Below are 15,426 nucleotides of genomic sequence, written 5' to 3'. Positions count from 1 at the left end.
GCCACAGAATCAATCCCCCCTCATGCAACAACAGGAGATTCCATGGCCAATGAGAAGACCGAGGCAAAGTGTCCCTTCAGCCAGGCAGCCGGTGGCGGCACGACGAACAGCGACTGGTGGCCCCGACAGTTGCGCGTCGACCTGCTGCACCTGCACTCCGCCAAGTCGGACCCGATGGGCGATGGTTTCGACTATGCGAAGGAGTTCGAGAGCCTGGACTACGCCGCCCTGAAAAAGGATCTCGCCGACGTGATGACCGACTCGCAGGACTGGTGGCCGGCGGACTTCGGCCACTACGGCCCGCTGTTCGTACGCATGGCCTGGCACAGCGCTGGCACCTACCGCATCGGCGACGGACGTGGGGGCGGTGGCCGCGGCCAGCAACGCTTTGCGCCGCTCAACAGCTGGCCCGACAACGTGAGCCTGGACAAGGCGAGGCGCCTGCTCTGGCCGGTCAAGCAGAAGTACGGCAAGAAGATCTCCTGGGCCGACCTGATGATCCTCGCCGGCAACGTCGGGCTGGAAACCATGGGCTTCAAGACCTTCGGCTTCGGCGGCGGCCGACCCGACGTGTGGGAGCCCGACCAGGACGTTTACTGGGGCCGCGAGGAAAAATGGCTGGGCGGTGACGTGCGTTATTCCAGGGGATCGCCTGGCGTCGACGAGGCTCACGGCGTGCTCGTGAAGGACGACGACAGCGAGGTGAAGCATTCGCGCGACCTGGAGAACCCGCTGGGCGCCGTGCAGATGGGCCTGATCTACGTGAACCCCGAAGGCCCGGACGGCAACCCCGACCCGATCGCGGCGGCCTATGACATCCGCGACACCTTCGCCCGCATGGCGATGGACGACGAGGAGACCGTGGCGCTGATCGCCGGCGGCCACACCTTCGGCAAGACCCACGGCGCGGCACCGGCATCGAACGTGGCGCTGGAGCCCGAGGCGGCCGGCATCGAGGCGCAAGGGCTGGGCTGGCACAACAGCTTCGGCGCCGGCAAGGGCGGCGACACCATCACCAGCGGCCTGGAAGTCACCTGGACCACCACGCCGACGAAGTGGAGCACCAACTTCTTCTGGAACCTGTTCGGCTACGAATGGGAACTGAGCAAGAGCCCCGCCGGCGCGCAGCAATGGGTGGCCAAGGGCGCAGGCGCGACCATCCCGCACGCGCACGATCCATCGAAGAAGCTGGTGCCGACCATGCTGACCACCGACCTGTCGCTGCGCATGGACCCGGCCTACGAAAAGATTTCGCGCCGCTTCATGGAGCACCCCGACCAGTTCGCCGATGCCTTCGCGCGGGCCTGGTTCAAGCTCACGCACCGCGACATGGGGCCGCGTGCGCGCTACCTCGGGCCGGAAGTGCCGAAGGAAGAGCTGATCTGGCAGGACCCGGTGCCCGCGGTCGACCATCCGCTGGTCGATGCGCAGGATGTCGCGTCGCTGACGAAGAAGGTGCTGGACTCGGGCCTCACGCCGGCGCAGCTGGTGTCGACGGCATGGGCGTCGGCCTCGACCTTCCGCGGTTCCGACAAGCGTGGCGGCGCGAACGGCGCACGCATCGCGCTGGCGCCGCAGAAGGACTGGGCCGTGAATGATCCGGCGCAGCTGGCCAAGTCGCTGCAGACGCTGGAAGGCATCCGCAGCGGGTTCAACGGCGCGGGCGGCAAGAAGATCTCGCTGGCCGACCTGATCGTGCTGGCCGGTGGCGCGGGTGTGGAGCAGGCGGCGCGGGCCGCGGGCCGCGAAGTGAAGGTGCCGTTCACGCCAGGACGCACCGATGCGTCGCAGGAGCAGACCGATGTGGAGTCCTTCGCGCCGCTGGAACCGGTGGCGGATGGCTTCCGCAACTACACGAGCGTGCGCTACGGCGTGCCGGCGGAAGTGTTCCTGGTCGACCGGGCGCAACTGCTGACGTTGACGGCGCCGGAGATGACCGTGCTGGTTGGCGGGCTGCGTGCGATCGGGGCGAATGCCGGGGGGTCCAAGGCCGGCGTCCTGACGCAGAAGCCGGGTACGCTGACCAACGACTTCTTCGTCAACCTGCTCGACATGGCGACGGAGTGGAAGGCGGTCGCTGGCGGCCAGGACGAGTTCGAAGGGCGTGACCGCAAATCAGGCCAGACCCGGTGGACCGCGACGCGCGCGGACCTGGTGTTCGGCTCGAACTCGGTGCTGCGCGCTGTTGCCGAGGTCTATGCCGGTGCGGACGCCAAGGAGAAGTTTGTCGATGACTTCGTGGCGGCCTGGACCAAAGTGATGAACCTGGACCGCTTCGACCTTCGAGGGTAGGAATATTTCTACTGCGGCCACCGATCTCGGGCCTGTGGTGTTGGCTCCGGCATGACAAGCGCTTCGCGCAATTGTCAGCCTCGCCGCAACTGCGTTGTCACCGTACTGGAGTACGGTTCCGCTCCGCGGCCCGACCTCGGCGCCCTCGCTACGAAATCTTCCTACCCTCGGGGCCGGCGCGAGATCTGGTCGGAAAGGCAGAGCCATCTCGACTTGTCGCTTATGCGCTGGTCCCGAAGCCCGTATCAAAGGTCCCGCGCACGTCGAGGTGCTGCTTGATGAGGCCGACCTGCTCGTAGAAGTCGGCGGTGGCCTGCTGGTCCGCGATCACCTTGGCGTCGATCGCGATCCACTGCTGCTGGCGCCGCTCGAATTGGAGCTTGGCCGCCTCGGGCGGGATGCCGATGATGCGGGCCAGCGTGCTGGAGTAGGCATCGACGTTGCGGTAGGACCAGACTTGCGCCTTCACCACGCGCTGCAGGAAGTCCTGCAGCACCGGACGCTTGGACGCGATGGCCGCATCGGTCGCGGCCAGGTAGCTCAGGCCCGGCAGCAGGCCACGTCCGCTCACCAGCACGCGCGCATGCTGGCTGGTTTCGGCCAGCGCGGTGTAGGGCTCCCACGTTGCCCAAGCATCCACTGAACCCTGGGTCAGCGCCAGCTTGGCATCCGCGGGTGCGAGGAAGCGGATGTTCACGTCCTCCGGCTTCAGGCCCGCCGAGGTGATGGCCTTCAGCGTGACGTAATGGCCGATGGAGCCGCGGTTGGTGGCGATGCTCTTGCCCTTGAGATCGGCGGCGGTCTTGAGCGTCGAATCGGGCCGCACCAGCACTGCCGTGCCATAGGAGTCCGAACGGTTCGCGCCGATGGCCTTCACGCGGGTGCCGGCCGCCAGCGCGAAGATCAAGGGCGCATCGCCGATGGGGCCGGAGTCGACGGCCTGGGCGTTCAGCGCCTCGGCCAGCGGCGCGGCGGCCGGGAACTCCGACCACTGGATGTCATAACTCACGCCTTCGAGGCCGCCGGCCGCTTCGAGCAACGCGCGCAGGCCGCCCTTCTGATCGCCGGCCTTGAGCACGGGGCGGGTTTGGGCATGCAGCGTGGGCAACGCGATGAGCGCGGCGGCGGTGCCGGCGATGAAGTGGCGGCGCGAGGTGTGGCTGGATGAAGTCATGTGCGAAGTCCTTGGTTGAGTGCAAGTGAAAGTGGAAGCGGCAGAAGTCGTGAAGATTTCGTAGCGAGGGCGCCGAGGTCGGGTCTGCGGACCGGAACCGCACTCTCGTGCGGTGAGGACCGCGGGCCCGAGATCGGTGGCCGCAGTAGAAAGATTCATGACTTCTAGTGAATGAACCCGCCCTTGACGAAACGCACCGGCTCGGCATCGATGCGTGCGATGAGTGCGCCCAGGCCATCGCTGGCGGGTGCGCGTTCGGCGGCCCGGGGTGCGAGATCGGTGCGGCAGATCAAGTCGTCTTCGGACCATGCGGCCTGGCCCGGCCCGCTGCGTGCGCGCAGCCATCCATCGCGGTCGGCAATCAGTTGCAGGCCGGGGAGCGCGTCGCTGCCGGCGATAAGCGCGAGGGCGTCGCGTAGCTCGGCATCGTCGACTTCGCAGTCGGCTGCTGGCGTCGAAGGCAAGCGCGGCGCGGTGCGGACGACCACGGTTGCGAGGCGCGGGTCTTCGAGTGGCAGTGCGCTCGATGCATCGGCCAGCACGATGCGAACGCGCTGGCCGCGCCAGCTGGAAAGCGCCCTCGGCGCACGGCCGTCGCAGCGCACCGTCGTGCCGGGCAGGGCGACGGGCTGTGCCCATGCGCCGGTCGCGCGCAGGCTCTGGCCGGCGGCATTGGCTTTCATGAAATCGATCAGCGCCCACGCGTCCTGCGCATCGAGGCTGTCGGCGAAGGCCGGCATGGTCGCGTGGCCGCGCCGGTCGTGCGTGCCGTGCAGGATGCGCCACAGCACATCGCCATCGGCGCGCCGCCACAGCAGCGGGCCGGAAAGGTTCGGCGGCCACACGGGTTGCGCCGACGCGAGCGGCCCGCCGCGGCCGTCTGCGCCGTGGCATGCCACGCAGTGCTGCGCATAGAGCGCGCGGCCTTGCGATATCGACGCCGCGCTGAAGCCGGTGGGCGAGCGATGAAAGCTCGTCGGCTGCGCGGGCGACAGCAGCACGCCGGCGTCGGGCCAGGGCGCGATCAGCAGCAGCAAGGGCACCGTGGCGATGAGCCACCACCGACGCCGCCGCCACAGCAGCGCGAGCAGCAGCACGATGAAAGCAAGCGCCAGCAACCCGAGCGTCCATGCAAGGCGCCGCGCCTGTCCCAGGTCGATCAGCAGGTTCTCGCCCGTCAGCCGCACAGTCCATGGCCATGCCGCCTGGCCCTCGCTGGCGCCTGCCAGACCCGCCCACGACAACAGCCGCAGCACGGCGAGTTGCACGGCCTCCAGCAGCTGGATCAGCGGGTTGACCCAATCGGCGCTCGGGATGTTCATGGTTCAGGCCGGGGCCGCTGCGCAAGGCCGCCCGCAACGGCCTTGGGCCGAGCGCTCGTCACCAGGTCGCGTCGAGCCCGAGGTGCCGCAGCGCCTCATGCCGCAACTCCGCCAGTCGCGGATGTCCGCGGTGCCGTGGATAGGGCAGGTCGACGATCAACTCCGCCGTGATGCGCGCCGGCCGGTCGCTCAGCACGATCACGCGGTTGGCGAGGAACAGCGCCTCCTCCACGTCATGCGTGACCAGCAAGGCCGAGAAGCCCGCGCGCTGCCACAGGTTGACCAACTCGCTCTGCATCGCGATGCGCGTGAGCGAATCGAGCTTGCCGAGCGGCTCGTCGAGCACCAGCAGTTGCGGGTCGTTCACCAGCGCGCGCGCCAATGCCACGCGCTGCGCCATGCCGCCCGACAACTGGTGCGGAAAGCTTTTCGCGAACTCGGTGAGACCGACCAGCCTGAGCGCATCGTCGACACGTGAACGCTGCGACTTCAGCAGCCCGCGCGCCTGCAGTCCGAGCGCCACGTTGTCCCACACGCTGCGCCACGGGAAGAGCGTCGGGTCCTGGAACACGACGATGCGCGAAGGGTCGGGTCGCGTGATCGGCGCGTCGTCCTGAGTGATGGTGCCGGCGGTCGCGGGCTCGAGGCCGGCGACGAGTCGCAGCAGCGTCGATTTGCCGCAGCCGCTCGGCCCGAGCAGCGCGACGAACTCGCCGGGTCGCACATCGATGCTGATGTCGTCCAGCACCTGCAGCACGCCGCTCTGCTGCTTGAACCAGTGGCTGACGTTGTGCACGCCAATGCGCGCGCCCGTCTCGACGGGGTTTGCAAGGTCTACCACTTGACCGTCCCCTTCTGCCACGACAGCGCGCGGTCGCGCACCGTAAACAGCAGCGTGATCAGGCTGGAGCACAGCACCGCCATCACCAATAGCGCCGCGTACATGTTGGCGTAGGCGGCCCAGCCCTGCGCCCATTGCAGGTACCAGCCGAGGCCCGCCTTCACGCCCATCATCTCGGCCGTCACCAGCACCGAGAACGATGCGCCCAATCCCATGAAGAGCCCGACGAACACCTGCGGCAATGCGGCGGGTATGGCCACGCGCAGCACCAGGAACCATTCGCTCGCGCCCAGCGTGCGCGCCACGTCGTAGTAGCTCTTGTTGACGGACGCCACGCCCGACCAGGTCAGCACCGCGACCGGGAAGAAGGTGGCCAGGCCGATGAGGAACACGGCCGCCGCGTAGCTCGACGGCGCGAAGAAGAATGCCAGCGGCAGCAGCGCCGAAGCAGGCACCGGCCCGAGGAAGCGCAGCAGCGGATGCACCCAGTAACCCGCGATGCGCGACCAGCCGATCCACACGCCCGTTCCGAAGCCGACCAGCGTGCCGAGCACGAAGCCATGGGCGAGCAGGCGCAGCGAATGCGCGGTCGACAGGCCCAGCCTTTGCCAGTCTTCCACGGCCACGTCGACCAGGCTTTGCGGCGGCGCGAAGAAGGGCGGCGGCAGCAGGCCGAGCTTGGCGGTGGCCAGCTCCCACAGCGCGAGCAGCAACGGTGCGGCCACCAGCCATTGCCCCGCAGGCCGCAGCGTCCGGCCCACGCGGCCCGCGCGTCCACCGAGCAAGGCAATGGCGAGCACCAGCGCCGCCACGACGAGCGCCGAGATGCCGAACTCGCGTGTGAAATTCCAGTCGCTGAAGCCGACCTCCTTGTTGGGCCATGCCAGCGTCAGCACGCCGAGCCCAGCCCACGCCACGGAGGCGATCATGCCTGTGCGCCAGATCCCAGTGAAAGGCGCTTCCTGCAGCGAGGCAGGCACCATGCTGGCAATAGTTGCACGCTGCGAGCGCGGCGCTGGCGCCGCCGCAGGCCGCGTCGCAACAGCCGCGGATGAACGCTGCAACGGCGCGCCCAGGACGTCGTCAACCGTCGTCATGCGAGCACATCCACCGACACATGGTTGGCCAGCCGCACCGGGTCGGTCGTGCTCTTCAGAACGCCGACCGACTTGAAGTCGCGCGCATAGAACTCGACCTCGTCGCGCAGGCTCTTGCCGGTCGGGTGGTGCGCATGCGTCAAGGTGCCGAGCAGCGCCTGCAGGTCCTCCACCGGCACCTTCGGCGAATACTTCGCGAACAGCTTCGCCGACTCGTTGGGGTTCTCGGCCACATAGTCCGAGGCCTGCACGATCGAGCGCACCAGCGCGGCCACGGTCGGCTTGTCGTTGCGCACCAGTTCGCCGCGTGCACCGACGATGCAGCAGACCTTGTCCTTGTATTCGCCCGACAGGTTCGAGGCCAGCTCCACATAGCGGCCCTTGTTGCGCTTCTCGATCAGGTAGAGCGTCGGGTCGCCATCGGCAATGGCCTGGATCTCGCCCTTGTTCACCGCGATGTCGAGCAGGTCGGCCGGGTACTGGCGCCAGGTCACGTCGGTGTCGGCATCGATGCCGTTCTTCTTCAGCAGGATCGAGAAGAAGTTCTTGCCCGGGCTCGCGATGTCCGACACGCCGATGGTCTTGCCCTTGAGCTTCTTCAGGTCGGTCACGCCCGCTTCCTTCACGCCCACCATGCGCACGCAGCCGCCGTGCGAGCTTCCGACGATCTTCACATCGAAGCCCGACTCCAGTGGCTTCAGCCAGCGGTGGATCATGCCCACCGCCGCATCTGCCTTGGCCGTGGCCAGGGACTCCAGCAGTTGGTCGGTCGAGCCGGTGTAGTTGATCAGTTCGACGTTGAGCCCGTTTTTCTCGAAGATGCCGCGCTCCTGCGCAACCACCACCGGGGAGAGGCAGAAGGCCGTCGCGTTCCAGGCGAAGGTGAGCTTGCGCGGCTGCGACCAGGCGCGCGAGGCGAGCAGGCCGCTCGAGGCGAGGACGGCCGCAGCGCCGGCGCCGCGCGCCAGCACGCCACGGCGTGAAAGTGAAGTGTTCATGGTGTTGCTCGCTTTACTGCAGGAGTTCGGGCTCGGCTTCGACCAGGCCTTCGTAGAGGCTCTCGAAGGCATGGCGCGCGCCGTCGGGCCCGCCAATCTGGCTGTGCGTGTGCCGCGCGACGTCCTCGTCGATCGGTTGCGGCGTGCCGGCGGCCTCTGCCAACAGTTGCGTGTGGCAAGCGTTGTCGAGCGCGATGTACCACCACGCCGCGGCCTCGACCGTCGGGCCGGCGGTCAGGATGCCGTGGTTCTTGAGGATCGCGCCCTTGCCGTCGCCGAGCGCCTTCGCGATGCGCAGCCCCTCGTTCTCGTCGACCACCATGCCGGTGAAGTCGTCGAACAGCGCCACCTCGCCGTGGAACGCGCAGCTGTCCTGCGTGATCGTGTCGAGCTTTCGGCCCAGCGTCGACCAGGCCTTGCCATACGTCGAATGGGTGTGCGCGGCGGCGATGATCTTCGGGTTGTGCTCGTGGATGGCCGCATGGATCGCGAAGGCGGCCTTGTTGAGCGGCTTGTCGCCGATCACGGTCTCGCCCTTCGCATTGACGAGCAACAGGTCCGACACCCTGATGCGCGAGAAGTGGATGCCCAGCGGGTTGACCCAGAAGTGGTCGGTCAGCTCGGGATCGCGCGCGGTGATGTGGCCCGCGAGGCCTTGCGCGAAACCGAAGCGCGCGAACAGGCGGACGGCGCCTGCGAGGCGCTCCTGACGGTGGCGGCGTTCCGCCTCGACGCTGGTGCGTTCCTCGGGCGGATCGAACCAGTATTTCTGCTGCGGGTTCGGGTTGAGTTGCAGGCGCGTGCTCGCGCCGCGGCCGATGGAAAGGACAGCGCTCATTCGGTCTCTCTTGATGGCGAGTGGGTGCATGAACGGCTCAAGCCGCCTTGCGCTGCGAGGCGACGCGCTGCGCGACGAGTTCGCGCGTGCGCGGGATCAGCGCGCGGCCGTAGTCGATGGCGTCCTCCAGCGGGTCGAAGCCGCGGATCAGGAAGGTGGTCACGCCGAGGTCGTAGTAGTCGAGCAGCGCGTCGGCCACCTGGTCCGGCGTGCCGACCAGGGCGGTGCTGTTCGAGCGGCCGCCGATCTCCTGCGCGACCGCGGTCCACAGGCGCTTGTCGAGCCGAGTGCCCTTCTCCGCAGCTGCGAGCAGCCGCTTCGCGCCCTCGCTCTGCTGCGGACCCCCACGGCCGAAGCCTTGCACCACGCGCAGTCGCTTGGTCTCGGCCAGGATGCGATCCGCACGCTCCCAAGCAAGTTCTTCCGTCTCCGCCAGGATCGGCCGGAACGAGACGGAGAAGCGCACCTGCCGCCCGTGATTCGCCGCCTCGGCCCGCACGCGCGAGGTCAGTTCGCGCGCCTGGTCGAGCGACTCGCCCCACAGCGCGTACACGTCGGCATGCTTGCCGGCGACGGGAATCGCGGCCTCCGATGCGCCACCGAAGTACACCGGCACATGCGGCTTGCCGTTCAGCGTCTGCACCGGCTTGACTTCGGAGAAGGCGCCCTGGTAGCGGTAGTGCGCGCCTTCGTGGTCAAAAGGCTTGTCGCTGGTCCACACCTTGCGCAGCACGTCGATGTATTCGTCGGTGCGCGCATAGCGCTGGTCGTGGTCGAGCCAGTCGCCATCGCGGCGCTGCTCTTCATCCGAGCCGCCGGAGATGTAGTGCACGCCGAGCCGTCCGCCGCTGAACTGGTCCAGCGATGCGAACTGGCGCGCGGCCAAAGTCGGTGCCACGAAACCGGGCCGGTGTGCCAGCATGAAGTGGATGCGCTCGGTCACCGAGGCGGCATAGGCCACGGTGAGCGTGGCGTCGGGGCCGGTGGAGTGGTGGGGCACCAGCACGCGGTCGAAGCCGGCCTGCTCGTGCGCCTGCGCAAAGGCGCGCACGTAGTCGCGGTCGATCGCGGGGCCCTTGGCGGCATGGATCTCCGAGACCTTCTGGCCCTGGATCATTCCGATGAATTCGACGTCGTTGTGGTGTTGTGGCTGGCTCATGTGAAGTTCCTTTGGTGAAGAAGTAAAGGCTCAGGCGCCGTGCGCGCGAAGAAGGGTCTCGAAGCTGCGGTCCCACAGCGGCCGCACGTTGGCAGGGCCGTCGAGCACGCCGAGCTTCTGGAAGGTGTCGGCCACGTCCTGGTGGCTGCGGATCACGCTGTCGTCGATGGCGGCCAGGCTGTAGTCGCCGCTGCGGCCGTTGAAGAGTTCGACGATGTCGCCGACCGGCACGCGCGTCTCGGCCGACTGCGCACGCGCATAGGCCAGGTAGTTGCTGTTGATCCACGCGAAAGAGCGTTGCAGCCGCTGCAGCAGGTCCGCGATGGCGGCGCGCCGAGGCGCGTCATCGAGCGTGCGGGGGTTGGCATAGATCGGGAAGTTGCCGGAGAGGTAGCCCACGCCCGTCTTGATGGTGCGTGCGCCGTACTGCGTGCGCGCCAACTGGCCGTTGTAGCCATAGATGGCCCAGGCATCCAGGTCGCCGCGCGCGAAGGCCGAGAGGCCATCGGCCGGCGTCAGGCTCACCGGCGTGATGTCGTTGAACGAAAGCCCGACTTCCGCCAGTTGCTTGGCCAGGTAGTAGTGCGAGGTGGTGGCGCGCACGTAGCCGATGCGCTTGCCCTTGAAGTCGGCGATGGACTTGATCGGCGCGTCCGTGCGCGCCAGCGTGGCCTGGTTGTTGAGGTCTTCGTGGGTGACCGCGACGAAGCGCACATGCGCCTTCTGCCGCGCCGCGAACACCGCCGGGATCTCGCTGCCGGAACCGAGGTCGAGCGCATCGCCGTTGATCGCCTCGATGTGCAGCACGCCGTTGTTGAGTTCGCGCCAATCGATTTTGTAGGGCGTGTCGGCTTGCCCCGATGCCGTGAGCAGCGGGCGCCACAGGCCCTTGTACGTGCCGACGCGCAGCGTGACGCCGCTGAGGTCTTGCCGTTGTTGCGACGGCGCTGCGCGCGATGCGGTCGCGCCGAGGCCCGCCGCACCGAAGGCGGCTGCGGCCTGCAGCCACTCGCGGCGATTGAAGGATGCAATGTTCATGCGGTCTGTCGGACGTTGAGGAGGGTGAACCGTACCGGCCGGCACGCCGGAAGCGAACGCAGAAAAACGAGTTTGGATATGCGGGATCGGTCGTTCGCCTGCGCGCCATGCCCGCTTAACTTCGCTGCATGAGTGCACTACCCCTGCGCCGCTCGGCGCCCGATCTCCCCGCGTCCATCGCCCCCGATGCGGCGCTGCTTGAAAAGCTCGCGCAGCAGTTCGCGAGCACTGCCGAGGATTTCGATCGCAGCGGTGCGTATCCGCATGCCAACTTCGAAGTGCTGCAGGCCCATGACCTGGTTGCGCTCGTCGCGCCGCGCGAATTCGGCGGCGGCGGTGCGAGCCTCGAAGCCGCTCGCAGCGTGATCGCCGCCGTCGCGCGCGGCGAGCCCGCCACCGCGCTGATCCTGACGATGACCTACCTGCAGCACCATGCGCTCGGCCGCAGCGACAACCGCTGGCCGAGCGCGCTGCGCGAGCGCGTGGCGCGCGATGCGGTGGCGCATGGCGCGCTCATCAACGCGCTGCGCGTCGAACCGCTGCTCGGCTCGCCCGCACGCGGCGGCCTGCCCGCGACAGTCGCGCGCCGCGAAGGCGACGGGTGGCGCATCGACGGCCACAAGCTCTACACCACCGGCATCGAGGGCCTGCACTGGCTCGCGGTCTGGGGCCGCACCGACGAACCCGAGCCACGCGTGGGCACCTTCCTCGTGCCACGCGATGCACCGGGTGTTCGAATCGTCGCAAGCTGGGACCACCTGGGCCTGCGCGCATCTGGCAGCCATGAAGTCATCTTCGAGGATGTGGCGATCCCGTTGGCCCATGCCGTGGACCTGCGCGCACCCGCCGAATGGGCCCCCGATGCCGGCAGCCAGACCGACATCGATGCCCACGCCACGCAGCAGGCCTGGATGGTGGTGCTGCTCGGCAGCCTCTACGACGCGGTCGCGCACGCGGCGCGCGACTGGCTCGTCGGCTTCCTGAACCAGCGCGCGCCCAGCGGCCTCGGCGCGCCGCTCGCAAGCCTGCCGCGCGTGCAGGAGCATGTCGGCGAGATCGATGCGCTGCTGCACGTCAACCACGTGCTGCTCGATCACGCGACCACTGCCGTCGACCAGGGCCGCACGCCATCGGCCGTCGACAGCGGCCTGCTCAAATACACGGTGACGAACAACGCGATCCGCGCGGTCGAACTCGCGCTGCAACTCAGCGGCAATCACGGCCTCACACGCCACAACCCGCTGGAGCGCCATCTGCGCGACGTGCTGTGCGGCCGCATCCACACGCCGCAGAACGATGCGGTTCTGGTCGCGGCCGGCAAGCGGGCCTTGCAGAAAGCCACCGCATGACGCCCTACGACGCCCGCAAACTCTCCCGCCGCAGGCTGCTCCAGGCCACTGCGGCCATCGGCACGGCGAGCCTCGTCTCGCGGCCCGCTTTCGCGCAGCCGCAGTTGCAGCAAACCTCGCTCGTCCTCGGCGACCAGGCCGGCGGCCTGCGCGCCCTGTTCGAAGCCTCGCGCACGCTCGAAGGCGCGCCTTTCGCCTGGCGTTGGGCCAATTTCCAGGGTGCGGCGCCGCTGTTCGAGGCGCACCGCAGCGGCGCGGTCGACACGGCCATGGCCGGCGACCTGCCGGTGCTGGCCGCAGCTGTCGGCAAGACGCCGCTGAAGATCGTCGCCACGCGCGTCGGCAAGCCCGAGTCGCTCGGCATCGTGGTGCAGGCGGAATCGAAGATCCGCAGCGTCGCAGACTTGCGCGGGCAGACGGTGATCGTCTCGTCGGCGCGCGGCAGCATCTCGCAATACCAGCTCTACGGCGCGCTGGAGGAGGCCGGCGTCAAGCGCGAGGACCTGACGATCAAGTTCGTGCTGCCGACCGATGCGGCGGCGGCATTCGCCTCGAAGCAGATCGAGGCCTGGGCCGTCTTCGACCCGTACTACACGATCGCGACGCAGCAGGGCGGGCGCATCCTGCGGGATGGTCGCGGCATCAACACGGGGCTCGGCTTCATCACCGCCAGCGAGGCCGCGCTCGCGGACCCGGCGAAGCGCACGGCGATCGTGCAGTTCCTCGACCGCCTCGCCCGCGCCGGCGACTGGGCCCTCGCCAACCCCGAGGCCTATGCACAGGCCTACACGCAACTCACGCGCCTGCCGATCGAAGCGTCGCGAATCATCACGGCGCGCTCGACCGTGGCCGGCCGCCCGGTGAGCGAGGCCGACATCGCCGCGCTGCAGAACGTGGCCGACCGCTCGGCGCGTGATGGCATCCTGCCGGTGCGGGTGGACGTGCGCGCCATCACGGATGCCGAGCTGTGGCGGCGTCCCGCATGAGCGCAGCGCCCGGCATCGCACCCTTGCGCGAGTTCGTCACCGCCTTCGGCCGCCTGCTCGACAACCGCCCCGACGAAGGCCGCGTGCTGCGCGACGGCGGCGCCATGCTGCGCTGGCTGGTCGCCCGTGACGACTGGCTGCCCGAGGCCTTCGCGCAGCCCGACCCGCTGCGCTACCAGCAGTACCTGCTGCATGCCGACTCCACCGAGCGCTTCTCGGTCGTGAGCTTCGTCTGGGGCCCGGGGCAGGCCACGCCGGTGCATGACCACACCGTGTGGGGCCTGATCGGCATGCTCCGCGGCGCGGAGTTCAGCCAGGGCTATTCGGCGCATGGCGGGCTGCTGTATCCGCACGCGGAGGAAGTGCGGCTCGATCCCGGCGAGGTCGAGGCCGTGTCGCCCACCATCGGCGACGTGCACCGCGTGCGCAATGCCTTCGACGACCGCGTGTCGATCAGCATCCACGTGTACGGCGCCAACATCGGCGCGGTGCGGCGCCATACTTATCCCGACGAAGGCGGCCGCAAGCCCTTCATCTCCGGTTACTCCAACACCGTGCTGCCCAATCTCTGGGACCGTTCCGCCGAACTCCGAAGCCCCGCATGACTGCTTTTACGTAACCGCCTCCACATGACCGACTCTGCACTCCTGACCGACCGGCCCGTCCCTGCCCGCGCCGCGCCGCCTTTGCCAGGCATCTCCGCCGCCGCCGTGCGCGCCCGCCTGCTGGCACGCGAGGAAACCGCCTTCATCGACCTGCGCGAGGAAGACCCGTTCGCGCAGTCGCATCCGTTGTGGGCCGCCAACCTGCCGCTCTCGCGCATCGAGCTCGACGCGTGGCGCCGCATCCCGCGGCGCGACGCGCTCATCGTGCTCTACGGCGAGCTCGACGGCGAAGACCTGGTGCCGCGCGCCGCAGCCACGCTCTCGGCATTGGGCTACACCCAGCTGCGCCGTCTCGAAGGCGGCCTCGACGGCTGGCGCGATGCCGGCGGCGAATTGTTCCGTGACGTGAACGTGCCGAGCAAGTCCTTCGGGGAACTGGTCGAGCATGAGCGGCACACGCCCTCGCTGTCGGCGCAGGACGTGAAGGCGCTGATCGATGCGAAGGCCGATGTGGTGGTCGTCGATGCACGCCGCTTCGACGAGTACCAGACCATGAGCATCCCGTCGGCCACCAGCGTGCCCGGCGCCGAACTCGTGTTGCGCGTGCGCGAACTGGCGCCCGACCCGGCCACGCAGGTCGTCGTCAACTGCGCGGGCCGCACGCGCAGCATCATCGGCACGCAGTCGCTGGTGAACGCGGGCATTCCCAACCCGGTCGCGGCACTGCGCAACGGCACCATCGGCTGGAAGCTCGCGGGGCAGGTGCTGGACCACGGCGCCGTACGCCGCGCGCCCGGGCTGGTCGATGAAGCCCACCTCGCGCGCGCGAAGGCCGACGCACGCAGCGTGGCGCAGCGCGCCGGCGTTCGATGGATCGCGCTCGACGCCTTGCCGTCCTTGCGCGAACCGGGCCGCACGTTGTACCGCTTCGACGTGCGCACGCCCGAGGAATACGAGGCAGCGCACTTGCCCGGCTTCGCCAATGCGCCCGGCGGCCAGCTGGTGCAGGAGACCGATCACCAGGTGCCCGTGCGCGGCGCCCGCATCGTGCTGGTCGACGACGACGGCGTGCGCGCGCCGATGACCGCCTCGTGGCTCGCGCAGATGGGTTGGGACGTGCATGTGGTCGACGCAGACAGCGCGCGCCGGGACTTCGTCGAGAAGGGCCAGCCCGCCGCCGCGTATCCGTCCGCGCCATCGCACGAAACCATCGGCGTCGCCGAACTGGCCGACAGCCTGCAACGCACGGCCGTCATCGACGTCACGACCGGCGTCAACTACGCGAAGCGCCACATCGCCGGCGCCTGGTTCGCGATCCGTGCGCAGTTCGCGCAGGCGCTCGACCGCATCCCGCCCGCGTCGCGCTACGTCCTGACCTGCGGCAGCAGCCTGCTCGCGCGCTATGCCGCGGCGGACCTGCGCGCCGCGCTGGACGCCCGTGGCCAGCCCGATGCCGACGTGCGCGTGCTCGCCGGCGGCAATGCCGCATGGTTCGCTGCCGGCCTGCCAACCGAGACCGGCGACACGCGCCTCGCCACGCCGCGCACGGATCGCTATCGCCGTCCCTACGAAGGCACCGACGCGCCGGCCGAGGCGATGCAGGCCTACCTGGACTGGGAGTTCGGCCTGGTGGCGCAACTGGCGCGCGACGGCACGCACCATTTCAACGTGCTGTGAAGTGAAGCCCACCCCCGAATGCGTCTGCGGCGGCGCGGGTGGCGCGTAGC

At 68.8% G+C, this 15,426-nt stretch carries 13 protein-coding genes; 5 read left to right on the top strand and 8 right to left on the bottom strand.

Annotation, left to right across the window (positions count from 1 at the left end; all coding sequences use genetic code 11):
* Positions 1–42: 42 nt before the first annotated feature.
* Positions 43–2,292, top strand: a complete 2,250-nt coding sequence (gene katG / locus HB681_RS08815; RefSeq protein ID WP_213954428.1) for a catalase/peroxidase HPI — start codon at positions 43–45, stop codon at positions 2,290–2,292.
* 220 nt (positions 2,293–2,512) lie between these two features.
* Here katG and HB681_RS08810 read toward each other — a convergent pair whose 3' ends face one another.
* From HB681_RS08810 to HB681_RS08775, 8 genes are all read right to left on the bottom strand, one after another.
* Positions 2,513–3,466: an ABC transporter substrate-binding protein gene (locus HB681_RS08810; RefSeq protein ID WP_213954427.1), complete on the bottom strand. Its 954-nt coding sequence runs from the start codon at positions 3,464–3,466 to the stop codon at positions 2,513–2,515.
* A 164-nt stretch (positions 3,467–3,630) separates the two neighbouring features.
* Positions 3,631–4,788, bottom strand: a complete 1,158-nt coding sequence (locus HB681_RS08805) for a cytochrome c (RefSeq protein WP_213954426.1) — start codon at positions 4,786–4,788, stop codon at positions 3,631–3,633.
* 58 nt (positions 4,789–4,846) lie between these two features.
* Positions 4,847–5,629, bottom strand: coding sequence for an ATP-binding cassette domain-containing protein (locus HB681_RS08800; protein ID WP_213954425.1), 783 nt, complete (start codon positions 5,627–5,629; stop codon positions 4,847–4,849).
* Positions 5,623–6,612, bottom strand: a complete 990-nt coding sequence (locus tag HB681_RS08795; RefSeq protein ID WP_256354217.1) for an ABC transporter permease subunit — start codon at positions 6,610–6,612, stop codon at positions 5,623–5,625. The genes HB681_RS08800 and HB681_RS08795 overlap by 7 nt, the downstream gene beginning before the upstream one ends.
* Positions 6,613–6,722: 110 nt before the next feature.
* Positions 6,723–7,724, bottom strand: coding sequence for an ABC transporter substrate-binding protein (locus HB681_RS08790; RefSeq protein ID WP_213954423.1), 1,002 nt, complete (start codon positions 7,722–7,724; stop codon positions 6,723–6,725).
* Between the two features lie 13 nt (positions 7,725–7,737).
* Complete coding sequence (locus HB681_RS08785) at positions 7,738–8,562, bottom strand: class II aldolase/adducin family protein (protein WP_213954422.1); 825 nt, start codon at positions 8,560–8,562, stop codon at positions 7,738–7,740.
* A 37-nt stretch (positions 8,563–8,599) separates the two neighbouring features.
* A complete protein-coding gene (locus HB681_RS08780) occupies positions 8,600–9,721 on the bottom strand; it encodes an LLM class flavin-dependent oxidoreductase (RefSeq protein ID WP_213954421.1) in 1,122 nt (373 codons plus the stop codon).
* 30 nt (positions 9,722–9,751) lie between these two features.
* Positions 9,752–10,759, bottom strand: coding sequence for an ABC transporter substrate-binding protein (locus tag HB681_RS08775; RefSeq protein ID WP_213954420.1), 1,008 nt, complete (start codon positions 10,757–10,759; stop codon positions 9,752–9,754).
* Positions 10,760–10,887: 128 nt separating this feature from the next.
* Here HB681_RS08775 and HB681_RS08770 point away from each other — a divergent pair, with 128 nt between their 5' ends.
* From HB681_RS08770 to HB681_RS08755, 4 genes are read left to right on the top strand one after another with little or no spacing between them, the layout of a single operon-like run.
* Positions 10,888–12,108, top strand: a complete 1,221-nt coding sequence (locus HB681_RS08770; protein ID WP_213954419.1) for an acyl-CoA dehydrogenase family protein — start codon at positions 10,888–10,890, stop codon at positions 12,106–12,108.
* On the top strand, positions 12,105–13,094 hold the full coding sequence (locus HB681_RS08765) for an ABC transporter substrate-binding protein (protein WP_213954418.1): 990 nt from the start codon (positions 12,105–12,107) through the stop codon (positions 13,092–13,094). Before HB681_RS08770 ends, HB681_RS08765 begins: the two co-directional genes overlap by 4 nt.
* Positions 13,091–13,699, top strand: a complete 609-nt coding sequence (locus tag HB681_RS08760) for a cysteine dioxygenase (protein ID WP_213954417.1) — start codon at positions 13,091–13,093, stop codon at positions 13,697–13,699. Before HB681_RS08765 ends, HB681_RS08760 begins: the two co-directional genes overlap by 4 nt.
* A 24-nt stretch (positions 13,700–13,723) precedes the next feature.
* A complete protein-coding gene (locus HB681_RS08755) occupies positions 13,724–15,376 on the top strand; it encodes a rhodanese homology domain-containing protein (RefSeq protein ID WP_213954416.1) in 1,653 nt (550 codons plus the stop codon).
* Positions 15,377–15,426 lie beyond the last annotated feature (50 nt).

It is taken from the genome of Variovorax sp. dw_954 (genome assembly GCF_018449755.1).
Taxonomy (GTDB): Bacteria; Pseudomonadota; Gammaproteobacteria; order Burkholderiales; family Burkholderiaceae_C; genus Variovorax.
The sequence above is the reverse complement of the archived record's forward strand: the minus strand, read 5'-3'. Positions and strand labels throughout refer to the sequence as shown.